The organism is Klebsiella sp. KTE92, assembly GCF_000398905.1.
Lineage (GTDB): Bacteria > Pseudomonadota > Gammaproteobacteria > Enterobacterales > Enterobacteriaceae > Klebsiella > Klebsiella variicola.
On record NZ_KB976100.1, the window covers coordinates 347,684 to 368,328 of the forward strand.

The 20,645-nt window shown below is 55.1% G+C and carries 22 protein-coding genes and 1 pseudogene; 12 read left to right on the plus strand and 11 right to left on the minus strand.

The annotated features are described in order from the left end of the window. Positions 1-4 precede the first annotated feature (4 nt). Genes priB through rplI form a run of 3 tightly spaced genes read left to right on the plus strand, consistent with a single transcriptional unit; the run spans position 5 to position 1,042 of the window. Positions 5-319: a primosomal replication protein N gene (priB, locus tag A1WC_RS23230; protein ID WP_002885722.1), complete on the plus strand. Its 315-nt coding sequence runs from the start codon at positions 5-7 to the stop codon at positions 317-319. 4 nt (positions 320-323) lie between these two features. Beyond that, entirely contained in the window at positions 324-551 is a 228-nt protein-coding gene (gene rpsR / locus A1WC_RS23225) for a 30S ribosomal protein S18 (protein WP_000135199.1), read from the plus strand. Positions 552-592: 41 nt separating this feature from the next. Beyond that, on the plus strand, positions 593-1,042 hold the full coding sequence (gene rplI, locus A1WC_RS23220) for a 50S ribosomal protein L9 (protein WP_008807173.1): 450 nt from the start codon (positions 593-595) through the stop codon (positions 1,040-1,042). 108 nt (positions 1,043-1,150) lie between these two features. Here the strand turns inward: rplI and A1WC_RS23215 are convergent, their stop codons facing one another. Further along, a complete protein-coding gene (locus A1WC_RS23215; protein ID WP_016160154.1) occupies positions 1,151-1,828 on the minus strand; it encodes a LysM-like peptidoglycan-binding domain-containing protein in 678 nt (225 codons plus the stop codon). 218 nt (positions 1,829-2,046) lie between these two features. Here A1WC_RS23215 and fklB point away from each other — a divergent pair, with 218 nt between their 5' ends. Further along, a complete protein-coding gene (fklB, locus tag A1WC_RS23210) occupies positions 2,047-2,667 on the plus strand; it encodes an FKBP-type peptidyl-prolyl cis-trans isomerase (RefSeq protein ID WP_002886687.1) in 621 nt (206 codons plus the stop codon). Positions 2,668-2,972: 305 nt separating this feature from the next. Beyond that, the gene (cycA, locus tag A1WC_RS23205; protein WP_016160155.1) at positions 2,973-4,376 is read left to right on the plus strand and encodes a D-serine/D-alanine/glycine transporter; all 1,404 of its coding nucleotides are present in this window, start codon (positions 2,973-2,975) and stop codon (positions 4,374-4,376) included. A gap of 66 nt (positions 4,377-4,442) precedes the next feature. On the opposite strand, the gene ytfE is transcribed toward cycA, so the two are convergent. The 4 genes from ytfE to A1WC_RS23185 form a co-directional block, all read right to left on the minus strand. Beyond that, positions 4,443-5,105 carry an iron-sulfur cluster repair protein YtfE gene (gene ytfE, locus A1WC_RS23200; protein WP_016160156.1) on the minus strand — a complete coding sequence of 221 codons (663 nt, stop codon included), beginning with the start codon at positions 5,103-5,105 and terminating at the stop codon, positions 4,443-4,445. Between the two features lie 82 nt (positions 5,106-5,187). Next, positions 5,188-6,159, minus strand: coding sequence for a DMT family transporter (locus A1WC_RS23195; RefSeq protein ID WP_012969105.1), 972 nt, complete (start codon positions 6,157-6,159; stop codon positions 5,188-5,190). A 75-nt stretch (positions 6,160-6,234) separates the two neighbouring features. Then, positions 6,235-7,059 (minus strand): AraC family transcriptional regulator, encoded by an 825-nt coding sequence (locus A1WC_RS23190; protein WP_016160157.1) that lies wholly within the window; start codon positions 7,057-7,059, stop codon positions 6,235-6,237. A 77-nt stretch (positions 7,060-7,136) separates the two neighbouring features. Further along, on the minus strand, positions 7,137-7,985 hold the full coding sequence (locus A1WC_RS23185) for an SDR family oxidoreductase (RefSeq protein WP_008807166.1): 849 nt from the start codon (positions 7,983-7,985) through the stop codon (positions 7,137-7,139). Positions 7,986-8,075: 90 nt separating this feature from the next. On the opposite strand from A1WC_RS23185, the gene A1WC_RS23180 reads away from it, so the two are divergent. Further along, a complete protein-coding gene (locus A1WC_RS23180; RefSeq protein ID WP_012543100.1) occupies positions 8,076-8,447 on the plus strand; it encodes a winged helix-turn-helix transcriptional regulator in 372 nt (123 codons plus the stop codon). A gap of 128 nt (positions 8,448-8,575) precedes the next feature. On the opposite strand, the gene cpdB is transcribed toward A1WC_RS23180, so the two are convergent. Next, complete coding sequence (gene cpdB, locus A1WC_RS23175; RefSeq protein WP_016160158.1) at positions 8,576-10,519, minus strand: 2',3'-cyclic-nucleotide 2'-phosphodiesterase; 1,944 nt, start codon at positions 10,517-10,519, stop codon at positions 8,576-8,578. Positions 10,520-10,711: 192 nt separating this feature from the next. Here cpdB and cysQ point away from each other — a divergent pair, with 192 nt between their 5' ends. Further along, positions 10,712-11,455 (plus strand): 3'(2'),5'-bisphosphate nucleotidase CysQ, encoded by a 744-nt coding sequence (gene cysQ / locus A1WC_RS23170; RefSeq protein WP_012543098.1) that lies wholly within the window; start codon positions 10,712-10,714, stop codon positions 11,453-11,455. Here the strand turns inward: cysQ and A1WC_RS23165 are convergent. Continuing rightward, positions 11,445-12,002, minus strand: coding sequence for a YtfJ family protein (locus A1WC_RS23165; protein ID WP_016160159.1), 558 nt, complete (start codon positions 12,000-12,002; stop codon positions 11,445-11,447). The two genes, cysQ and A1WC_RS23165, sit on opposite strands and share 11 nt — an antisense overlap. A 323-nt stretch (positions 12,003-12,325) precedes the next feature. Here A1WC_RS23165 and A1WC_RS23160 point away from each other — a divergent pair, with 323 nt between their 5' ends. Then, positions 12,326-12,532 carry a DUF1107 domain-containing protein gene (locus tag A1WC_RS23160; RefSeq protein ID WP_002886707.1) on the plus strand — a complete coding sequence of 69 codons (207 nt, stop codon included), beginning with the start codon at positions 12,326-12,328 and terminating at the stop codon, positions 12,530-12,532. A gap of 61 nt (positions 12,533-12,593) precedes the next feature. On the opposite strand, the pseudogene A1WC_RS25610 reads toward A1WC_RS23160, so the two are convergent. Both A1WC_RS25610 and A1WC_RS23155 read right to left on the minus strand, forming a co-directional pair. Continuing rightward, a pseudogene (locus A1WC_RS25610) lies at positions 12,594-12,731 on the minus strand (helix-turn-helix domain-containing protein); the annotation flags it as partial. 62 nt (positions 12,732-12,793) lie between these two features. Next, complete coding sequence (locus A1WC_RS23155; RefSeq protein ID WP_008807158.1) at positions 12,794-14,131, minus strand: hemolysin family protein; 1,338 nt, start codon at positions 14,129-14,131, stop codon at positions 12,794-12,796. A gap of 522 nt (positions 14,132-14,653) precedes the next feature. Between A1WC_RS23155 and A1WC_RS23150 the strand changes: the two genes are divergently transcribed. Beyond that, the gene (locus A1WC_RS23150) at positions 14,654-15,406 is read left to right on the plus strand and encodes an oligogalacturonate-specific porin KdgM family protein (protein ID WP_016160160.1); all 753 of its coding nucleotides are present in this window, start codon (positions 14,654-14,656) and stop codon (positions 15,404-15,406) included. Between the two features lie 104 nt (positions 15,407-15,510). Here the strand turns inward: A1WC_RS23150 and A1WC_RS23145 are convergent, their stop codons facing one another. Further along, entirely contained in the window at positions 15,511-16,533 is a 1,023-nt protein-coding gene (locus A1WC_RS23145) for a LacI family DNA-binding transcriptional regulator (RefSeq protein ID WP_012543095.1), read from the minus strand. A gap of 291 nt (positions 16,534-16,824) precedes the next feature. On the opposite strand from A1WC_RS23145, the gene A1WC_RS23140 reads away from it, so the two are divergent. The 3 genes from A1WC_RS23140 (at position 16,825) to A1WC_RS23130 (ending at position 19,947) form a co-directional block, all read left to right on the plus strand. Beyond that, positions 16,825-17,757 carry a dihydrodipicolinate synthase family protein gene (locus A1WC_RS23140; protein WP_008807155.1) on the plus strand — a complete coding sequence of 311 codons (933 nt, stop codon included), beginning with the start codon at positions 16,825-16,827 and terminating at the stop codon, positions 17,755-17,757. A 129-nt stretch (positions 17,758-17,886) separates the two neighbouring features. Beyond that, entirely contained in the window at positions 17,887-19,176 is a 1,290-nt protein-coding gene (locus A1WC_RS23135) for an Nramp family divalent metal transporter (protein ID WP_016160161.1), read from the plus strand. A 99-nt stretch (positions 19,177-19,275) separates the two neighbouring features. After that, positions 19,276-19,947: a hypothetical protein gene (locus tag A1WC_RS23130; protein WP_008807153.1), complete on the plus strand. Its 672-nt coding sequence runs from the start codon at positions 19,276-19,278 to the stop codon at positions 19,945-19,947. Positions 19,948-19,977: 30 nt separating this feature from the next. Here A1WC_RS23130 and msrA read toward each other — a convergent pair whose 3' ends face one another. Then, on the minus strand, positions 19,978-20,613 hold the full coding sequence (gene msrA / locus A1WC_RS23125; RefSeq protein WP_008807152.1) for a peptide-methionine (S)-S-oxide reductase MsrA: 636 nt from the start codon (positions 20,611-20,613) through the stop codon (positions 19,978-19,980). Positions 20,614-20,645 lie beyond the last annotated feature (32 nt).

A 20,645-nucleotide genomic window follows, 5' to 3' on the forward strand; every position in this document is an offset into this window, starting at 1 on the left:
CCTGATGACCAACCGTCTGGAGCTGTCCGGCATTATTTGCAGGACTCCACTTCGTAAGGTCAGCCCGTCAGGAATTCCTCACTGCCAGTTCGTGCTTGAGCATCGTTCAGTGCAGGAGGAAGCCGGTTTTCACCGGCAGGCATGGTGTCAAATGCCCGTTATTATTAGCGGTCACGAAAACCAGGCCATTACTCACAGTATAACGGTCGGTAGCGCAGTAACCGTTCGAGGGTTCATCTCTTGCCATAAGGCAAAGAACGGCTTGAGCAAAATGGTTCTGCATGCCGAGCAGATTGAATTGATAGATTCTGGAGACTAGCCATATGGCACGTTATTTCCGTCGTCGCAAGTTCTGCCGTTTCACCGCGGAAGGCGTTCAAGAGATCGACTATAAAGATATCGCTACGCTGAAAAACTACATCACCGAAAGCGGTAAGATTGTCCCGAGCCGTATCACCGGTACCCGTGCAAAATACCAGCGTCAGCTGGCTCGCGCTATCAAACGCGCTCGCTACCTGTCCCTGCTGCCGTACACTGATCGTCATCAGTAATCGGTCACGGTCCATTAATACGACTTTGAGAGGATAAGGTAATGCAAGTTATTCTGCTTGATAAAGTAGCAAACCTGGGTAGCCTGGGTGATCAGGTTAACGTTAAAGCGGGCTATGCTCGTAACTTCCTGGTCCCGCAGGGTAAAGCTGTTCCTGCTACCAAGAAAAACGTTGAATTCTTCGAAGCACGTCGCGCTGAACTGGAAGCCAAACTGGCTGACGTTCTGTCAGCTGCTGAAGCTCGTGCTGCGCAGATCAACGCCCTGGAATCCGTAACCATCGCGTCCAAAGCTGGCGACGAAGGTAAACTGTTCGGTTCCATCGGTACTCGCGACATCGCTGACGCTGTTACTGCAGCAGGCGTTAAAGTTGCTAAGAGCGAAGTTCGCCTGCCGAACGGCGTTCTGCGTAACGTTGGCGAGCACGAAGTGGACTTCCAGGTTCACAGCGAAGTATTCGCTAAAGTTATCATCAACGTGGTTGCTGAGTAATCGGCCTCTGACGTTCTGGTAACAACAAATCGCCGGCCTTGTGCCGGCGTTTTGCTTTTTAGCGCCTTTCATTTTGCGGCGGCGTAACGCTTGCTGTCGTCTTCTCCGCTATCGCGCACGCACAAAGCTGCCGTTCGACTGGCGGGTAAACAGCACCTGCTGGCCGTTGCCGGTATCGATAGTGAGGCCGGTGACTACACCGTTGGCGTTCTGCCGAATTTGCACCGTCTGTCCACTCTGCAACGTGCTTAATGGTTTGCCTGCGCCTTCAACCTGCGCCATCGCGTAAACGTCGGTGGCAGGCAGCCCATGATCGCGGAACAGCTGGGCCAGGGTTTTACCTGACTCGATGCGATAGGTCCGCCACTGCTGCTCAATGCCCGGTGCGGACTGCTGCTGCGAGGATTGATACGGTTGGGAAGCTGGCTGTTGCGTCTGCGTCTGCGCCTGATCTGGCTGCTCGTCCTGTATCGGCTCCGGGGCGACGGGCGCCATCTGATCGGCATCGCTCACGGTCGGCGTATTGGTGATCGGCGGGAGCGGAACGGCCTGATTGCCGCCAGCTTGCGGCTGGGACTGCGACTGAAGATTCAGGTTCGCTTCGCGGCTGTTTGTCGCCGGGCTTTGGCTATCGTCGGAAGGAAGAAGGATACCGATAATGACCAACAGGAAGCCTGCGATGATACCCCGGCGGTGCATCGGGGGCAGCGGGTCCAGGAGGCGAAAATGATCCGGGGCGTGCCAGATCTTCGCCAGGGTAGATGTCAGTTCAAAGCGCCCGGGCATGGCTTTCCTCCTGCTCCGCATATTTTTATCCTGCATATGAGTATAGATGGCTAACGTCCTGATGACCGGAACAAAGTAAAGTTAACCTGCTGCCGCCTATTGTTTCTGTTTCGCTGAGATTTGTCATCATCCGCCGACAAAGTTTTACCCATTTCGCTATGGCTGTTATGCTTTCGCACGCTTTTCTCTTGATGTTTATCACCCAAAAAGGAACAAAGATGGCAACCCCAACTTTTGACACTATCGAAGCGCAGGCAAGTTACGGTATCGGCTTGCAGGTTGGACAACAGCTGAGCGAATCCGGCCTGCAGGGGCTGCTGCCGGAAGCGCTGGTGGCGGGTATCGCTGATGCGCTGGAAGGTAACCAGCCGCAGGTGCCGGTAGAAGCCGTTCACCGTGCGCTGCGTGAAATCCACGAGCGTGCTGACGCCGTACGCCGCGAACGTTTCCAGGCTATGGCCGCCGACGGCCAGAAATACCTCGATGAAAACCGCGAGAAAGAGGGTGTGAATAGCACCGAATCTGGTCTGCAGTTCCGCGTACTGACCCAGGGCGAAGGCCCGATCCCGGCACGTACCGACCGCGTACGCGTGCACTACACCGGCAAACTGATCGACGGCACCGTCTTCGACAGCTCCGTCGCCCGTGGTGAGCCAGCTGAATTCCCGGTGACCGGCGTGATCGGCGGCTGGATTGAAGCGCTGACCCTGATGCCGGTCGGTTCTAAATGGGAACTGACGATCCCGCACAACCTGGCCTACGGCGAACGCGGCGCTGGCGCGTCGATTCCTCCGTTCAGCACCCTGATCTTCGAAGTTGAACTGCTGGATATTATCTAAACAGCAGAGGCTTCCTCTTCCCCTGAGGTGGGGGAAGCCGCAAAAATAGCGTAAAATCCTTAAGTTAAAAATTAATTAGAATTATGTTTTGCATTCATCGCGTATGGGTGTATTTTTGTGAGCTATTTCGCGGTGGATGAGTGATATAACACTCACTTTAAACATAAAATTAACATTATATCTAAATCATAGTATTCATCCCTCCGATTCTTACCTAATATCGACTAGCCCTTGCTGGGGTTAATGACAGACGACGGGCCATCAGAGCCTGAACAACACAGACAGGTACAACAGGAAGAAATCACATGGTAGATCAGGTTAAAGTCGCTGCTATTGAGCAGGAGCCGACTGAACAATCGCTACGGCGAAATCTCACAAACCGACATATTCAGCTGATTGCGATTGGCGGGGCGATCGGCACTGGGTTATTTATGGGTTCTGGCAAAACTATCAGCCTTGCCGGGCCATCTATTATTTTTGTTTATATGATTATCGGTTTTATGCTGTTTTTCGTTATGCGAGCCATGGGCGAATTACTGCTGTCGAACCTCGAATATAAATCCTTCAGCGATTTTGCGGCCGATCTGCTGGGGCCGTGGGCGGGTTACTTTACCGGCTGGACCTATTGGTTCTGTTGGGTCGTCACCGGAATGGCGGACGTAGTGGCGATCACCGCCTACGCGCAGTTCTGGTTTCCCGGACTCTCCGACTGGGTCGCCTCGCTGGCGGTGATCCTGCTGCTGCTGGGCCTGAACCTGGCCACCGTCAAAATGTTTGGCGAAATGGAGTTCTGGTTCGCGATGATCAAAATCGTCGCCATTGTGGCGCTAATCGTCGTCGGCCTGGTGATGGTCATGATGCATTTCAAATCGCCGACCGGCGTCGAAGCCTCTTTCGCCCATCTGTGGAATGACGGCGGCTGGTTCCCGAAAGGGCTGAGCGGCTTCTTTGCCGGCTTCCAGATTGCGGTGTTCGCCTTCGTGGGGATTGAGCTGGTGGGGACCACCGCCGCCGAAACCAAAGACCCGGAGAAATCCCTGCCACGGGCGATTAACTCCATCCCGCTGCGTATCATTATGTTCTACGTCTTCGCGCTGATTGTGATTATGTCGGTGACGCCGTGGAGCTCCGTGGTGCCGAGCAAGAGCCCGTTCGTCGAGCTGTTCGTGCTGGTCGGCCTGCCGGCGGCAGCGAGCCTGATCAACTTTGTGGTGCTGACTTCCGCAGCCTCCTCGGCCAACAGCGGCGTGTTCTCTACCAGCCGTATGTTGTTCGGTCTGGCGCAGGATGGCCAGGCGCCGAAGATGTTCGCCAAGCTGTCGAAGCGTGCGGTGCCGGCGAAGGGTTTAACCTTCTCCTGCATGTGCCTGCTGGGCGGTGTGGTCATGCTGATGGTCAACCCGAGCGTGATTGCCGCGTTCACCATGATCACCACGGTGTCGGCGATCCTGTTTATGTTCGTCTGGACGATTATCCTCTGCTCTTATCTGGTCTACCGTAAAAAGCGCCCGCAGCTGCATGAAAAGTCCAAATACAAGATGCCGCTGGGCAAATTCATGTGCTGGGTGTGCATGGCCTTCTTCGTCTTCGTACTGGTGCTGTTGACCCTGGAAGATGATACCCGTGAAGCGCTGATGGTCACCCCGCTGTGGTTTGTTCTGCTGGGCGCGGGCTGGCTGTTTGCCGGCAAAAAACGTCTGTCGAAATAAAAAAGGCCACCCGGAGTGGCCAAATAAGACGGACAATGTCGAGGGCGCCTGCGGGCGCCTTTTTCTTTATTTTCCGGCAAGGGCGCGCGGGAACAGTACGTTATTTTCCAGACTGATGTGCTCCATCAGATCGTCAATCATCTCGTTGATACCGTTATACATCGTCTTCCAGGTGGTGCAGGCTTCCGGCGGCGGCGTCACGTTATGGGTGATGTGCTTAATGACCTCCAGCAGTTCACCCGCTTCATCGTGCTCGCTTTCCATTACGCTGATCGGCCCCCCGGCCTGGGTGCCCATCCCCTGTTTGATCATCGGGAACAGGATCTGCTCCTCTTTCATCATGTGGCTGGAGAGTTCCTGATGCAGCATGGTCAGGTATTTGGTCAGCCCTTTCGGCACGTTCGGTTTATCGGCGTGGACACGTTCAACCTTTGTGGCCTGCAGGATCAGCTCCGGCAGCTGTTCGCGGTGCCGGTCGTGATAGCGGACGATGATATGGTCGATAATCTCCGGGAGGGGCGCCGCGCGCCAGTCGCGGGAGAGGGGCTGCTCGGCCAGTTTCGCCAGCTCGGCTTCAATCACCGCGACATCCAGCGCTTTCCGCGATGCGGCGCGCGCCAGGGTCTGTTTGCCGCCGCAGCAGTAATCCATATCGTATTGACGGAACAGGGCGGAGGCGCGCGGGATGGTCAGCGCCAGCTCGCCTAAAGGTTGGTCACGGAAAGCCATAGCAGTTACCTCGTCATCAGGAATATAAGATGTATTTTAAATGCATCTTTTTGGCGAGGGAATACCCCTTAAGGAGGCCTGGCTACTTTTTTTCGTCCGTCAGCGGCTGCAGCATCGGTTTTTCCGGTCTGGCGCGTACGGCGGAGACCACGCCGAGCACCAGCAACAGGATCCCGCTCAGGGTCAGCAGCGGCGGTAAACTTTGCCGCAGCAGGAAGGTATACAGCAGCCCGGCCAGAGTTTCGAAGACGATCAGCGGCCCGAGGATCACCGTCGGCAGCCGCTGGCTGGCGATATTCCAGCACAGCGCGCCGACCCATGAGCAGAGCACCGCGATGGCCAGCATCAGCGTAATGAACACCGCCGGGCGCGGGCCGAAGGGCAGGGGAAACCCGGCCTGCTGGCCGTGCAGCCAGGCGCAGGCGGCGAGATAGCCGGCCAGCGAAACCGGAAGCGTGACCAGTGCCTGAGCGGTAGCCCACATCATCGGCGGCTGATGCGGATTTTCCCGCAACCAGCGGGCGTTGCGCAGGGCATACCAGGCCCAGCAGGCCACCGATCCCAGCGCCAGCGCGATGCCGGAGCCGTAGCGCCACGGGCTAAAATCAGGCAGCCCCTGGCGCAGTTCTGCGACGTTAACGCAGATCAGGCCCACGGCGATGCAGACCAGCGCCGGAAACAGACGCCGCCACGGCAGCTTTCCGTCGCGCTGGCTGTAGAGCAGATTGGCGAACACCGGCAAGACCACCGGCAGCGTGCCGATAATCATGGTGGAGACCGGCGCCCCGGTGCGCTGAATGGCGCTGGCCAGGCAGGCGTAATAGATAAGATTTCCCATCATCGTCAGGCCCAGCGCAGTCCACCAGTCGTTGCGGCTCAGCTGGCGCAAACGCGCGCGCCCGAGCCACGCCAGCGGCAGGGCGATCAGGCCCAGCGCCAGATAGCGCCCCATCGACTGCAGCATCGCCGGGTACTCTGGCACCAGCAAAGGCCCGACAAAAATTAATCCCCACATCAGCCCCGCCAGCAGGGCGTACAGCACACCACTAATCATCATTGCATCCGTTGTCATCACAGTTGTCTGCAGTGTAGAAGGGGGCCGGGCAGGAATATTGTATGAGATTGCGCATTAGCGCCTGGCGACCTGCTTCTGATAGCGCACCGGCGTAATGCCGTAACGCAGGGTGAAGGCGCGGGTCAGGTGGGACTGGTCGGTGAGGCCGACGGCTATCGCCACTTCGGCGGCGGGCATACCGTGGGTGAGAAACGCTTTGGCGCGCCACAGACGGATGGCCATCAGCATCTGATGGGGCGTCACGTGATAGTGGGCTTTAAACTGGCGCTGAAAGTGGTATGGGCTAAGCGCCGCCACCTGCGCCAGCTCGTCGAGGGTGATGGGGCGCATATAGTTATCGTGCAGGTAGTCGCGCACCCGGTCGAAGCGATGCCCGGCCTCACCCTGCGCAGAGGCATGGTGGGCCAGAGGGCGGAAGGCGTCGATGAGGTCGAGCAGCAGTCCCTGCTGGGCCAGCGGATCGTCGCTATGCCACAGGCCATAAATCAGCTGGCCAATCTGTCGCGAACGTAGAGGATCCTCGCGAACCACCTCGCTGAACCACCAGTCGCGCACCCCGGTGATGGCTTCCAGACGGTCCGGCTCCAGATAAATCATCCGGTAGCGCCAGCCGTCGGCGGTTTCCGCTTCGCCAGTATGCAGCTCGTCGGGATTCATGGTGACAATGGCGTTCGCGGCGGCGATATGCTGGCTGCCGCGGTAGCGAAAGCGTTCAGTGCCTTGCTCAATCACGCCGATACCGAAGGCTTCGTGGGTATGGGGTTCAAAGGCGTAGCGAGAGATATGGGCGTGGTAAAGCTCCACCCCGGGCAGCTGTTCGAGATGGCGAAAGCGCGCGCGGTCTTTTTCATCACTAAATTGGGGTGGTACGCCCTGCATGCCTGCCTCCCGACGGTTATCCCTTCAATATGAGAGAGGAACCGCCGGGACGCAACCGCAAAAGCTGACAGGGGTGGTTACAGAATGCCTTTCACGCTTTCAGCAAGGGAGGTGGTCGGACGGCCGATCAGCGTACTCAGGGTGCGGCTGTCGTCAAACAGCCCGCCTTTCGACGCGCCGACATCGGAATCCGCCAGCATATCCGCCAGACCCGCCGGCAGACCGACGCTTTTCAGCGCGGCGGCGAAATCGGCTTCGCTGAGGTTCTGGTAGACCACGTTTTTTCCGCTTTGCGTGCTCAGCTCAGCAGCCAGGTCGCTCAGCGTCCAGGCGTTATCACCCGCCAGTTCGTAAATCTTCCCTTCATGGCCTTCACCGGCGATAACGCGGGCGGCAGCGGCGGCATAATCCGCGCGGGTGGCGGAGGCAATTTTACCCTCGCCGGCGGCGCCGATAAACACGCCATGCTCCAGCGCCGGCGGTGCGCTGGCCAGATAGTTTTCGGTATACCAGCCATTGCGCAGCAGGGCGTAAGCGATACCAGAGTCGGCCAGCATCTGCTCGGTTTCAATATGCTCTGCGGCCAGGCCCAGCGGCGAGGTGTCGGCGTGCAGCAGGCTGGTGTAGGCGATGAATGTCACCCCAGCGGCTTTGGCGGCGTTGATGACGTTGCGGTGCTGAACGGCGCGCTGACCGACTTCGCTGGAGGAGATTAACAGCAGTTTATCCACGCCCTGCAGCGCGGCGGTCAGTGCCGCTTCGTCGCTATAGTCGGCCTGACGGACAACGACGCCCTGCTGGCTGAGGGACTGGGCTTTGGCCGGGTTGCGGACAATCGCCACAATCTGGCTGGCAGGGACGGTTTTTAACAGGTCTTGCAGAACGTAGTGGCCAAGCTGGCCGGTGGCACCGGTAAGGGCGATCATGGGTCTTCTCCTTCGTGTTTAGTGGCAGTTGTGGTAAGCTAACACCTTAACTAACTTTTAGTAAGTACGTACAAAAAGGTAAGTGTGAAAATGGCCGAACCGACGCTGAGCGAGAAACTGCGCAACGGCAACCTGTTTGCGGAACAGTGCCCGTCGCGCGATGTGCTTAAACATGTCACCAGTCGCTGGGGCGTGTTGATTCTGGTGGCGCTGCGCGAGGGGACCCATCGCTTCAGCGATCTGCGCCGCAAAATGGGCGGGGTCAGCGAAAAGATGCTGGCGCAGTCGCTGCAGGCCCTGGAGCAGGATGGTTTTATCGACCGCGTCTCTTATCCGGTGGTACCGCCACACGTTGAATATAGCCTGACGCCGCTCGGCCTGCAGGTGAGCGAGAAAGTGGCGGCGCTGGCGGACTGGATCGAGAGCAATCTGCCTGCGGTGTTGGCTAACCACGGGGAGTGAAAATGTATCACTCCCTGTAGCCCCGCCACCGGGGAGATATTCCCGGATAGCGGCTGGCGTCTTATCCGGGCTACCAGCCAGCCCCGGTTTGTAGCCCCGGTAAGCGCAGCGCCGCCGGGGAACAGGCATTACTTGCTCAAATCCAGCTGATAAATGGCGAAGCCGATATCATCGGTGGCCACCTGGCGCATTGGATACTGTGCTTTCTCTTTGATAAACGCCGCGGCTTTGTCGCCTGGCGAGGTCTCAAAACGAATATCCAACGGCGTGTTGCTGTGGATCGGCGCCAGACGCCAGTTGTTATCCGCCGCCGGATGGATCGCGCCATCCTTCTTCGATTGCGCGCCTATCCACGCCGCCAGCACTGAACGGTTTTCATCCGGTGAGGCAAAGGCGATATGGCTCTCACCGGTGCCGGCGAATTTGCCGCCGTAAGCGCGATAGTTATTGGTCGCGACCAGGAAAGTGGCCTGCGGATCGACAGGTTTACCGTTAAAGGTCAGGTGCTTAATACGCTCTGCCTGCGGATGGATCATCTGACATTCGCCGTCGTAGCGGGCCGGCTGGGTGACGTCAATCTGGTAGTTCACCCCGTCAATGACGTCGAAGTTATAGGTGCGGAAGCCGTCCCAGTTGATCAGCGACTGCGGCTTGCTGCTGGCGGGATCGATCTGGTTAAACTGTCCGGCGGAGCACTCCAGCCACTCCTTGACCTCTTTCCCGCTGACCTTCATCACCACCAGGGTGTTGGGGTAGAGATAGAGGTCGGCGGCATTGCGGAAGGTGAGCTGACCTTTCTCCACTTCGACAAAGCTCGCCGGATCGTTTTTACGTCCGCCGACTTTAAACGGCGCGGCGGCGGAGAGCACCGGCAGCTTCGCCAGGTCCGGATCGCCCTGAATATAGTGTTCTACATAGGCTTTCTGCGCCATGTTGACCACCTGCACCGTCGGATCGTCCTGCACCAGCGCCAAATAGCTGTACATGTTGTCGGCCGACTTGCCGATCGGCTTACCGACGAATTCGCGGGTGGCGTCGTGGTCGGCTTTCAGCACCGCCACCAGCTTGCCGTCTTCGGCCGCCAGCGATTTCTTCGCCACCGCGTCATAGATTGGCCGCGCTTCCGCTCTACTCTGAGTGACCTGCCATTTGCCGCTGTCGTTGTTCAGCACCAGATCAACCACCCCGAGATGATCGCCCCACATTCCCGGCATCACCGCCGGTACGCCGTTCAGCGTCCCTTTGGCGATATCCGCGCCTTTGATGTTGGCGAAGTCTTTACCCGGGAACACCGCGTGGGCATGGCCGAACATAATGGCGTCCACGCCGGGCACCTGGCTTAAGTAGTAGACCGAGTTTTCGGCCATCGCCTGATACGGGTCGGCGGAGAGGCCGGAGTGCGCGACCACGACCACCACATCAGCGCCTTTCGACCGCATCTCCGGAATATATTTGCGCGCGGTTTCGGTAATGTCGTTGACCGTCACTTTACCGCTGAGATTGGCTTTATCCCAGGTCATGATCTGCGGCGGCACAAAGCCGATATAGCCGATGCGCAGAGTATGGGGTTGACCATCGCTATCCTGAACCTGGGTATCCTGAATCAGATAGGGCGTAAACATCGGTTTGCCAGTTTTGGCATCGATGATATTGGCGTTCACGTAGGGGAATTTCGCCCCGGCCAGCGCCTTATGCAGGAAGTCGAGGCCATAATTGAATTCATGGTTACCCAGGTTGCCGACGGCGTAATTCAGGGTATTCATCGCCTTATACACCGGATGCACATCGCCTTCTTTCAACCCTTTCGCGGCCATGTAGTCGCCTAACGGGCTACCCTGGATAACATCCCCGTTATCCACCAGCACGCTGTTTTTCGCTTCTGCCCGCGCCTGTTCGATCAGGCTGGCGGTACGCACCAGGCCGAATTTCTCCGTGGCGGCATCTTTGTAATAGTCAAAGTCCATCATATTGCTGTGCAGATCGGTGGTTTCCATGATCCGCAGGTCGACCGTTGCGGCGTTGACGCTGGCGGCGATCAGCGTGGCCAGGAGCGTTGCGCTAAACTTAATCATCAGAGGCGTCCTTTTTTTATGAGCGATAGCACAGTAGAAAATGTATTTATATTCTGTTGCTTACAGAAATGTGAATCTTGCCAGAAAAGCGGGCAGAGAAACCGCCATCGTTATCACAGATAGCGGAACTCGCGGTGATGCGATATAAATAAAACAACGAGTTAACGCCACTGTAACCAGACGAGGTGGAGAATGTTAGAACAAGTATGTCAGCTTGCACGGAACGCGGGCGATGCCATCATGGAAGTCTACGATGGAAACCAGCCGATCAACGTCGCCAGCAAGAAAGATGATTCTCCGGTCACGGCGGCGGATATCGCAGCGCACAACGTCATCATCAGCGGTCTGAAAGCGCTGGATCCTGACACCCCGGTTCTTTCCGAGGAGGACCCGCCGGCCTGGGAGGTACGTCAGCACTGGCAGCGCTACTGGCTGGTCGACCCGCTGGACGGCACCAAAGAGTTTATTAAGCGTAACGGCGAATTCACCGTCAATATCGCGCTGATCGAAAACGGCAAGCCGACGCTGGGCGTGGTCTATGCGCCGGTGATGAAGGTGATGTACAGCGCGGAAAAAGGCAAAGCGTGGAAAGAAGAGTGCGGGGTGCGCAAGCAGATCCAGGTCCGCGATGCCCGTCCGCCGCTGGTGGTGATCAGTCGCTCTCACGGTAACGATCCGGAGCTGCAGGAGTATCTTGAGCAACTGGGCGAGCATCAAACCACTTCTATCGGATCTTCGCTGAAGTTCTGCCTGGTGGCGGAGGGTCAGGCCCAGCTCTATCCGCGCTTCGGGCCGACCAGCACCTGGGACACTGCCGCCGGCCACGCGGTCGCGGTGGCCGCCGGGGCGCATGTTCACGACTGGCAGGGCAAAACCCTCGACTACACGCCGCGTGAATCCTTCCTCAACCCCGGCTTCCGGGTCTCTATTTATTAAGCAATTTATGCAGCAGGTCGATGACCTGCTGCACCTCCTGCTGGGTCAGCGCACCGTCTTTGGCCCACTTTACGCGCCCGTCCTTATCCAGCACCGCGATCGCCGAGCTCTTCTCGTCCAGTTGCCAGGCTTTACGCACCAGCCCGTTGCTGTCGACAATAAACTGCGACCATGGAAAAAGCTTTTTATTACTCTCAATGCTGCTGCGCACGAACATGCCGGTGCCCGGAATGGCATCGTCGGTGTTAACGATGGTGGTAGTCTGGTAACGATCGTGCGGGAAACCTGCCGCTTTAATCGCCTCGATCAGGTTGGCATTTTTCTCTTTGGCTGACGAGCGACCGGCAATGTGCTGGATAACTCGCACTTTTCCCACCAGCTGCGAGCTGTTCCAGTTTTTATAGCTAAACTTATCCTTATCCAGAATGAGTTCTCCCCGATCCGCGACGCCGACCGGCGCCACACGCTGGCCGTCGACGAAGTTATGCGCTGTGGCCAGCAGCGGGAGAAGCAGTAACGAGGCGGCCAGTATGCTACGTAGGGTCATGCGTAATCCTTAATCATTTTTATGCAGGTGATCCGACCACTTGGTCTCGTTTAATCATAAGTGCGATTGGCGGCGATTACCCGCAATGAGGATGCCAGTTTGCGTGTTGACGCACAAATTAGTAGAAAAACGGCGACTTATACTTACTTCATCGTATGTCCGAAACGAAAATTCTGAATTATTGTCATCAAACGGTAAATAAACTTATACACACTGGGTCCCTCTGAGATTCTGGACTATAGTTTTAGGGCATTAAAATTTGCGCTCCCGATACGTGGGCTAACTGTGGCACCACAGGAGCGTAACCCTGGCAGGAGAGAAGAATGAAAATTTTCCAACGCTACAATCCGCTGCAAGTGGCGAAGTACGTGAAGATCCTGTTTCGTGGACGGTTGTACATCAAGGACGTTGGCGCATTTGAATTTGATAAGGGCAAAATCCTTATCCCGAAGGTCAAGGACAAGCTGCATCTGTCAGTGATGTCCGAAGTCAATCGTCAGGTGTTGCGTCTGCAAACTGAGATGGCATAACCTGAAACGTAGCAGTACGTAGTAGGTAAAAGACGGCTCCCGATGGGAGCCGTTGATGTTTTTAGCCCTTCATTTCCGCATAGCGTTTGCGATATTCGCCCGGTGGGATGCCGTTATGTTTACGAAAAAGGCGGGTGAAATAGACCGGATCGCTGTAATCCACCGATAAAGCAATTTTGTTAAGTGGGAGCGAGGACGTTATATTCGGGCAATAAAAAGGGCGGATGGTTATCCGCCCTGAAAATAGAGGAAGGGTTACGCTCAGGCGTTCTGGCTTTCCGCCGCTTCGGCCTGCTTGGGCACCAGCACCGTTGGCTTGTTATCGATACGGGTCACCAGCAGCTGGTCGATCCGGTAGTTATCGATATCCACGACCTCAAACTTATACCCGGAGAACTTCACCGCGTCGGTGCGTTTGGGGATTTTACGCAGCATAAACATCATAAAGCCGCCGATGGTTTCGTAATTCCCGGACTGCGGGAACTCGTCGATATCCAGCACACGCATCACGTCATCAATCGGCGTACCGCCATCGATCAGCCACGAGTTTTCATCGCGGGCGACAATCTGCTCTTCCAGCCCCTGGCCGACGAGGTCGCCCATCAGGGTGGTCATGACGTCGTTGAGGGTGATGATCCCGACCACCAGCGCGTATTCATTCATGATCACCGCGAAATCTTCGCCGGCGGTTTTGAAGCTTTCCAGCGCTTCTGACAGGGTCAGGGTATCCGGCACGATCAGCGTGTTGCGGATCTGCACGCCGCCGGTCAGCACCAGGCTCTGGTTGGCCAGTACGCGGTTCAGCAGATCTTTTGAATCGACGTAACCGATAATGTGGTCGATATCTTCATTACAGACGAGGAATTTCGAGTGCGGATGTTCGGCCACTTTATTTTTCAGGCTCTGCTCGTCTTCGTGTAAATCAAACCAAATGACGTTTTCGCGCGAGGTCATGGAGGAAGGAACGGTACGGGACTCCAGCTCGAACACGTTCTCAATCAGCTCGTGCTCCTGCTTGCGCAGCACCCCGGCCAGCGCGCCGGCTTCAACGACGGCATAGATATCGTCGGAAGTAATATCGTCTTTACGCACCATCGGCAGTTTGAAGATGCGGAAGATCATGTTGGCCATGCCGTTAAACAACCACACCAGCGGGCGGAAGACTAACAGGCAGAAGCGCATCGGGTTGATGATGCGCAGAGCCACGGTTTCGGGCGCAATCATACCGATGCGTTTCGGAGTCAGGTCAGCAAACAGGATGAACAAGCTGGTGACCAGGGTAAAAGAGATGATGAAGCTCAGCTGCTCGGACAGCTCCGGCGACATATACCCGCTGAGCAGGCTATGAAACGCCGGGGAGAAGGCCGCGTCGCCCACGATACCGCCAAGAATGGCGACGGCATTGAGGCCGATTTGCACGACGGTAAAGAAGGTGCCCGGGTTCTCCTGCATCTTCAGCACGCGCTGTGCGTTGACGTTGCCTTCATCGGCCAGCAGTTTCAGTTTGATTTTACGTGAGGCGGCCAGTGAGATTTCCGATATCGAAAAAAAGGCACTGACGGCTATCAGACAGAGTATTACTAAAATACTGTTTAACATATCTTTTCTGACCGTTGAGGTCAGATCCTCGGAAGGGAAGTTGATCGAACTATAAGGAAGCTACTTGAACACCCGCCCACAGGCGTGGGCTGGCAATTTCAGAAGGTAGTATAGCGTAACAGTCAGCAAAATCGCCAGAGCATTGATTAATCATTGTTAATTACGCGGTTATCTCTCCGCCACGCGTCAGCGTAAACGCGTACTTATGATGACAGGTGCGTCGCAGGATAATTCCCGCAACAAGAGCGACTCATCTGCAGGTGAAAGGGAAGTCGATGATCCGCTAATAAAGGGAGCGGAGTCGATCACAGAAATTCATCTGCCATGATAATAGCGGATGAAAATTTGTGATGAGAATAGCATCGGTATTTTTACCGTCTTGACCATTCGTATTTAGTAATAGAAATATATCTGTAATTGAAAACGATACCGCAAACGATTTCACATTGGTTTATATAATATATAGATACCGTCATATTCTTTTCCGTTTCATTTCAAGATGATTAATTTTAGGGATAAAATATGCATACAAAAACCGCTTTTATTATGTGTTGCGTTCTTGGCATTCCTGCAGCCGGCCACGCGCTGACCTTTGATGTCAGGGGAGGATATCGGGCGGGAAGCCACTCTTACGAGTCCCGCTATAAGGTCAGCCAGGGATGGGAAACAGGCTGGTGGGCGAGTATGGAGATGGATAACAAAAACAACAAAAATAACCATCAGGGCAACCAGGGTACTGACAGAGCTGATGGTTCCCACTCCTTTGGCGACAGCACGGTCGATTATAATGAAATAGAGGTTAACTATAGCTGGCCATTCGCTGAAAAATGGGCCTTGCAGCCTGGCGGCATCTATCACTGGAGCAGCAAAGGCACTCAGCTACGGCCTTATCTGCGCGTTAATTATAAAGCCACGCCCGACCTTACCTTTGGGCTGCGTTATCGCTATGACTACAACACTTATGAAACGGTCAATAGTGCCGGTGAGTCGCATCGGGATAGCGTCAATCGTCTGGATTTATATGTTGCCTATAAATTTAATGCACAATGGAGCGCCTTATATCAAGGCACGGTCTATCGCCACGTCAATGACGACTATAAGTATAAAAATGATAAGTCTTCGGCGACAGAAAATGCGCTAACGCTACGCTATAAATGGAATGACTGGTTTAGTCCCTATATCGAATATGATTATCTCGGGAAACAGGGCTACCATGACGGCCAAAATAAAATCTCAGAATCACGGTATCGTATTGGCATGACGTTTACGCTATAACCTCCCCCTGAAGAGCAAGAATCAATATCTGATAACATTAGCTGGCATAATATTAAATACTGCCCCGGCCCTGTCACACCCTTTGGGCCGGGAACCTTCGCCGCTTAGCGATAAGGCCGCGTGGAAGCGCGCGGGATCAGCGTCGGCAGAGAATAGCGCTGGGGATTTTCCGCATGGTTGCTTAACAGTAATTCGACAGCATGGCTGGCAAGCTGATCAAGCGGCGTTTTTACCGAGGTTAAGGGGATCGGCAGGCGGCTGACCAAAGGAATATCGTTATAGCCCACCAGCGAAACGTCGCGGCCTATCTCCAGCCCGAGTCGATGTGCCGCCGCCATCACGCCGATCGCCAGGTCATCATTGACGGCGAAAATGGCGCTGGGGCGCGCAGGACTATTCAGTATTTCATAACCGGCGTTTTCACCGGCCACAATGGTAAAATCGGAATCTCGCCACCACTGGGGATTCACCTCGGCCTGCGCTTCCTGCATGGCACGCAGGAAACCCTTTTGCCGGTTTAAGGTGCTTGATGAAAAATTCGGCCCGGCAATGATGCCGATTTCCCGGTGCCCTAAATCCAGTAAATGGCGGGTCGCCAGATAACCCCCCAGTTCGTCATCACCAATGGCCGATGGACTAATGCCGTCGGTGCGTAGCGCCAGAACATGGTTGATCTGTTTTTCCCGTAGCTGCTGGGGCAGGCGATCGCCCAGGCGGCAGGTGGAAAGGATCAGGCCGTCCACCCGGCGGTCTAACAGAGATTGCGTGGCGCGCTCTTCCGTTTCTGGATCGTTGCCACAGGTGGCCACTACCGTGAAATACCCATGGCGCGCAGCGGCCTGAGAGACGGCTTCATAGAACATCGCCGTCACCGTGTCAGTCAATCTGGGGACCAGGACGCCTATCGTGCCGGTATCGCCCCGGCGCAGACTTGACGCCACATAGTCACGTCGATAACCCAGCTGCTTCGCCGCTTCGCGTATTTTTTCAGCGGAAGGGCTGCGGGACGGGGGGAGACGTTCATCCAGCACGCGTGAAACAGTTGAAACACTCACGCCTGCAGCGCGTGCCACATCCTGCATCGTGATCGTTCTTCCATTTTGCTCTGAAGATGACTGATTTCCCATGACCGATTCCCTGTTTAAATTCAGCTGAGATTGTATTCGTAGTTATTTCGCCCACGCAACTGAATTGGCGTGAGCGGTAACAGGCAATAATGTGGGAAATAGATCACGTAATGCAGATTGATAAACATTTAAGCCGCTCTTTTTTGTGATTCGAATTGCATTTATTCGCAGAGTACCCTTGATCTTGCGGAGTAAAGGGAAGACATTTCAACTCACTTGCAATCGTTCCTGCAATCGATTTCAAGAAGGGGATTTTATCATCTTTATTGTTGAAATGTGTAAGGAGTTAACATGAAAGCACTTGATTTGCGTGGTATTGTTCCAGCCCCCGTTACCCCTTTTACCCGCGATGGACGCATCGATCATCAAGCGATCAAACGCTTAGGTTCCTGGCTTGGCAGCGTGAAAGGCGTGAAAGGTCTGGTGGTGCTGGGACATGCCGGGGAAGGTACCTTCCTGACTCAGCAGGAGCAGGCCGATGTTATCCGTAGTTTTGTGGACTCGACCGAAGGCCGCGTGCCGGTTATCGCCGGTATTACCGGCGAAGGGACGGAAGTGGCGGCGCTGGAAGCACAGCGTGCCGTCGACGCTGGCGCCTCTGCTGGCCTGCTGTATCCCTCCCATGGCTGGCTGCGTTTTGGCTACCAAAAAGGGGCGCCGCAGGATCGTTATCGCGTGGTATACGAAGAGAGCGGCCTGCCGCTTATTCTGTTTCAGTATCCGGATGTCACGAAAGCCACCTATAACCTCGAAACGATGCTGGATATCTCCGCGCAACCGGGAGTCTTTGCGATGAAAAATGGCGTGCGGAATATGCGCCGCTGGGATACGGAAATTCCGGTGATTCGCCGCGAACGCCCTGATTTACAAATCCTCAGCTGTCATGATGAATATTTGCTGCATACCGCTTTTGATATTGATGGTTTCCTGGTGGGGTATGGCAATATTGCGCCGGAACTCCTGTTAGAGCTGCTGGAGGCCGGAAAAGCGCAGGATTATGTGAAGGCCAAAGCGGTTCACGATCGTCTGCTGCCGGTTACCAAGGCCGTTTATCACCGTGGCTCGCATATGGAAGGCACGGTCGCGCTGAAACATGCTCTGGTTGAACGTGGCATCCTGGAACACGCGACCGTTCGTTCACCGTTGTTACCGCTGGAACCCGGCGCGGAAGAAGAGATCAAAGCGGCTATCCGTGAAGCAGGTATTAAAAAAGCGGTTATTTAATTCATTATTTGTATGTTAAACCCGTATTCTTCATGAATACGGGTTGGTTTTACCAGGGACTATCCGGTTTTATTCAATATATAAGGTTGGCCATATAATATTCTGTAAAGATAATATAATGAGGCTGTCATGAATAATTTAGAAAAAACATCTTCCACTGTACCCGCACAAATAGAAAAACTTCCCTTCTCTCAATTAATTCGCCGTATTGGTCCGGGTATTGTTCTTACCGGGGTCGTTGTCGGTCCCGGCGCTATCACCACCGCGTCGATGTTAGGGGCGGACTATGGCTACTCTTTGTTATGGCTGCTGATCCCCATTGCCTTTATGGGGATCACGTTTATGTTGACGACCTATCGTATCTCGATGCTCACCGGAATGCCGTCAATCGAGGCGATACGTCACTATTACGGTAAAGTCGCCTCGGGGTTTGTGGGGGTGGCTACTTTTTTAGCCTGTCTTTTTTTTACCATGGGGAATATCTCGGGTACCGGGGCCGGCATGAACCTGGTTTTCGGCATTGACTGGAAACTCGGTGCGTTAATTATGATTGCGGTGATGATCTATTGCTATTTCTCTAAAGGCGTTTATTCCAAAGTCGAAAAAGGGATCACTATTTGTATTGTGGCAATGATTATCGCTTTTTATATTACCCTGGTAGGGACGGGGGGACCAGACTGGAAAGCCAGTGGCGAAGGGTTAACGCATTGGATGTTTCCTGCGGGGAGTTTAGTCACCGCCCTGGGCTTTATCAGTACCAATGCCTCCCTGACGACCGGGATCTACGGCACTTACCTTGGCAAAGAGAAAAAATGGAAAAAAGATGACCTCTTTAATGGCGTGATGGTGGCGGATACCGTCGCCCATATTATCGGTGTGCTGCTGATCAGCGGGGCGATTATTCTGGTGGGGGCCATCATCCTTTTTCCGCAAGGGATATCAATCAATACGCCGACGCAGCTGGCCGATTTGTTAACGCCCAGTATGGGACGGGCGGCAAAATACATTATGGGTGTCGCCCTATTGGGGGCGGGTTTCTCATCTCTACTGGGGAATACTCAGCGTGGGGTTGTGCTGCTCAATTCCGGCTTCAATAAATCTACCGCGCTGGAGAGTAAAGCGGTCCAGTGGGGATCCATGGTGGTGCTGGTGGTGGCGGGGTTAATCTGCTTTAGCTTTGGCGGTTCGCCGGTGCAGTTAATTTACTTAGCGAATGTGGCAACGGCGGTATCCACGCCGGTCGCCGGCTTGTTTATTTGCCTGCTGCTGTGGCGAAAGGATATTAATAAAGGATACAAGGCGCCACGGTTATTACAAATATGCATGGCGATCAGCTATCTCTTTTGTTTGTTGCTCACTCTCGTTGCGCTGATAAATACCTTACCTAAGTTTATGTCCTCTCTTTCACCCCTGTTTTGAGGTGGGGTATGACTGATGCTGCGCGATTAAGCGAAGGCTGGAATCAGATGCGTCCCGGCATGGGCGTTGTGCAAGTACGTATAACAGAGGGAAAATAAAATGGAAGAGACTGTTTTACTGGATGTGCAGAGAATACAGACCTCCGAACAGAGCAGCATTATTCTTCACTCTGTCCGGGCGGTGGATTTAGTGAATCACCTGGTACCTGAGTTACACCTCCTCGATAGCCACAGCGAGCCATACAACGTCCAAAAAACAGTGGTTAACTGCCTTTATGCCGGACAGCAGCTTGCCAGAGAACGGCGGGTTGTTTTGCCATTATTGCCAGAGTCGCTCTATTTGCTGGGTGGGATGGTGATTGCTGCCGGGAAGACCATCGAGAAAAAAGAGGTTATTACCCATAATCGTCTGTGCGAAGAGGCCGGGAGGCTGCTGAAAGACGAGGCGGTATGGGAGAGTATCGACATTATAAGAAGTGTTGCTCTGCCTGTTTACCGCCGGCTGGTGAAAGAGCAGCGCACCCACGTCGCCTCTTTATTACAGGCTCTGCTGCATATCCTTGCCTGGCGTAGCGAGAGTGGCTGGGCGCGGGACCAGGCGCAAAGAATACTATGGGCCGGGGGCGTGTTCGGAACGGCAGGCATCGATTCGCTAATCGCTTTCGATCGGGCATTGGCAGAGAAAGAGATGACGTTTCCGTCATTGCGTGAATGGTTAACCGTGACGGCATTTCTGGCCCACTTCCCTGCGGGCCCGGTCTTTTCTGATTAACCACCACTCCCCGATAGCGCAATCGGGTTGTTACTGAGGCGGCAGGCACACGCCGATGCCGCCGATGCCGCAATAGCCGTGCGGGTTTTTATACAGATACTGCTGATGATCGTCTTCGGCATAGTAGAAGGGTTTGGCGGTAGCGATCTCGGTAGTGATGTGACGAGTATCGTGCGCGTCGTTCATCGCCGCCTGGAAGCGGGCGAGGCTGGCCTTTGCCGCTGCCGTTTGTTCCGGCGTCAGCGGGTAAATCGCCGAACGGTACTGGGTACCGTGGTCGTTGCCCTGTCGCATGCCCTGCGCCGGATCGTGATTTTCCCAGAACACCTGTAATAACTGCTCATAGCTAATCACCTGCGGATCGTAAACCACGCGCACTGCTTCCGCGTGACCGGTCTGGCCGCTGCACACTTCGCGATAGGTCGGATTTGGCGTATAGCCGCCGGTATAGCCTGCGGCGGTGCTGTAAACCCCCGGCAATTGCCAGAACAGGCGCTCCACTCCCCAGAAGCAGCCCATGGCGAACAGCGCCACTTCCATCCCCGCCGGGACGTTGGTCATCGAGTGGCCGTTAACTGCGTGGAGCGTCGCCACTGGCATGGGGGTATTGCGTCCAGGCAGCGCATCCGCCTGGGCGACAAGATGCGTTTTATCAAATAGACTCACGGTTGGCCTCTCAATACAGAAATCGTCGTTAA

Bases quoted from the DNA above. Each gene is read 5' to 3' on its own strand.
- priB (WP_002885722.1), top strand. From the start codon at position 5: ATGACCAACCGTCTGGAGCTGTCCGGCATTATTTGCAGGACTCCACTT.
- rpsR (WP_000135199.1), top strand. From the start codon at position 324: ATGGCACGTTATTTCCGTCGTCGCAAGTTCTGCCGTTTCACCGCGGAA.
- rplI (WP_008807173.1), top strand. From the start codon at position 593: ATGCAAGTTATTCTGCTTGATAAAGTAGCAAACCTGGGTAGCCTGGGT.
- A1WC_RS23215 (WP_016160154.1), bottom strand. From the start codon at position 1,828: ATGCCCGGGCGCTTTGAACTGACATCTACCCTGGCGAAGATCTGGCAC.
- fklB (WP_002886687.1), top strand. From the start codon at position 2,047: ATGGCAACCCCAACTTTTGACACTATCGAAGCGCAGGCAAGTTACGGT.
- cycA (WP_016160155.1), top strand. From the start codon at position 2,973: ATGGTAGATCAGGTTAAAGTCGCTGCTATTGAGCAGGAGCCGACTGAA.
- ytfE (WP_016160156.1), bottom strand. From the start codon at position 5,105: ATGGCTTTCCGTGACCAACCTTTAGGCGAGCTGGCGCTGACCATCCCG.
- A1WC_RS23195 (WP_012969105.1), bottom strand. From the start codon at position 6,159: ATGATTAGTGGTGTGCTGTACGCCCTGCTGGCGGGGCTGATGTGGGGA.
- A1WC_RS23190 (WP_016160157.1), bottom strand. From the start codon at position 7,059: ATGCAGGGCGTACCACCCCAATTTAGTGATGAAAAAGACCGCGCGCGC.
- A1WC_RS23185 (WP_008807166.1), bottom strand. From the start codon at position 7,985: ATGATCGCCCTTACCGGTGCCACCGGCCAGCTTGGCCACTACGTTCTG.
- A1WC_RS23180 (WP_012543100.1), top strand. From the start codon at position 8,076: ATGGCCGAACCGACGCTGAGCGAGAAACTGCGCAACGGCAACCTGTTT.
- cpdB (WP_016160158.1), bottom strand. From the start codon at position 10,519: ATGATTAAGTTTAGCGCAACGCTCCTGGCCACGCTGATCGCCGCCAGC.
- cysQ (WP_012543098.1), top strand. From the start codon at position 10,712: ATGTTAGAACAAGTATGTCAGCTTGCACGGAACGCGGGCGATGCCATC.
- A1WC_RS23165 (WP_016160159.1), bottom strand. From the start codon at position 12,002: ATGACCCTACGTAGCATACTGGCCGCCTCGTTACTGCTTCTCCCGCTG.
- A1WC_RS23160 (WP_002886707.1), top strand. From the start codon at position 12,326: ATGAAAATTTTCCAACGCTACAATCCGCTGCAAGTGGCGAAGTACGTG.
- A1WC_RS23155 (WP_008807158.1), bottom strand. From the start codon at position 14,131: ATGTTAAACAGTATTTTAGTAATACTCTGTCTGATAGCCGTCAGTGCC.
- A1WC_RS23150 (WP_016160160.1), top strand. From the start codon at position 14,654: ATGCATACAAAAACCGCTTTTATTATGTGTTGCGTTCTTGGCATTCCT.
- A1WC_RS23145 (WP_012543095.1), bottom strand. From the start codon at position 16,533: ATGGGAAATCAGTCATCTTCAGAGCAAAATGGAAGAACGATCACGATG.
- A1WC_RS23140 (WP_008807155.1), top strand. From the start codon at position 16,825: ATGAAAGCACTTGATTTGCGTGGTATTGTTCCAGCCCCCGTTACCCCT.
- A1WC_RS23135 (WP_016160161.1), top strand. From the start codon at position 17,887: ATGAATAATTTAGAAAAAACATCTTCCACTGTACCCGCACAAATAGAA.
- A1WC_RS23130 (WP_008807153.1), top strand. From the start codon at position 19,276: ATGGAAGAGACTGTTTTACTGGATGTGCAGAGAATACAGACCTCCGAA.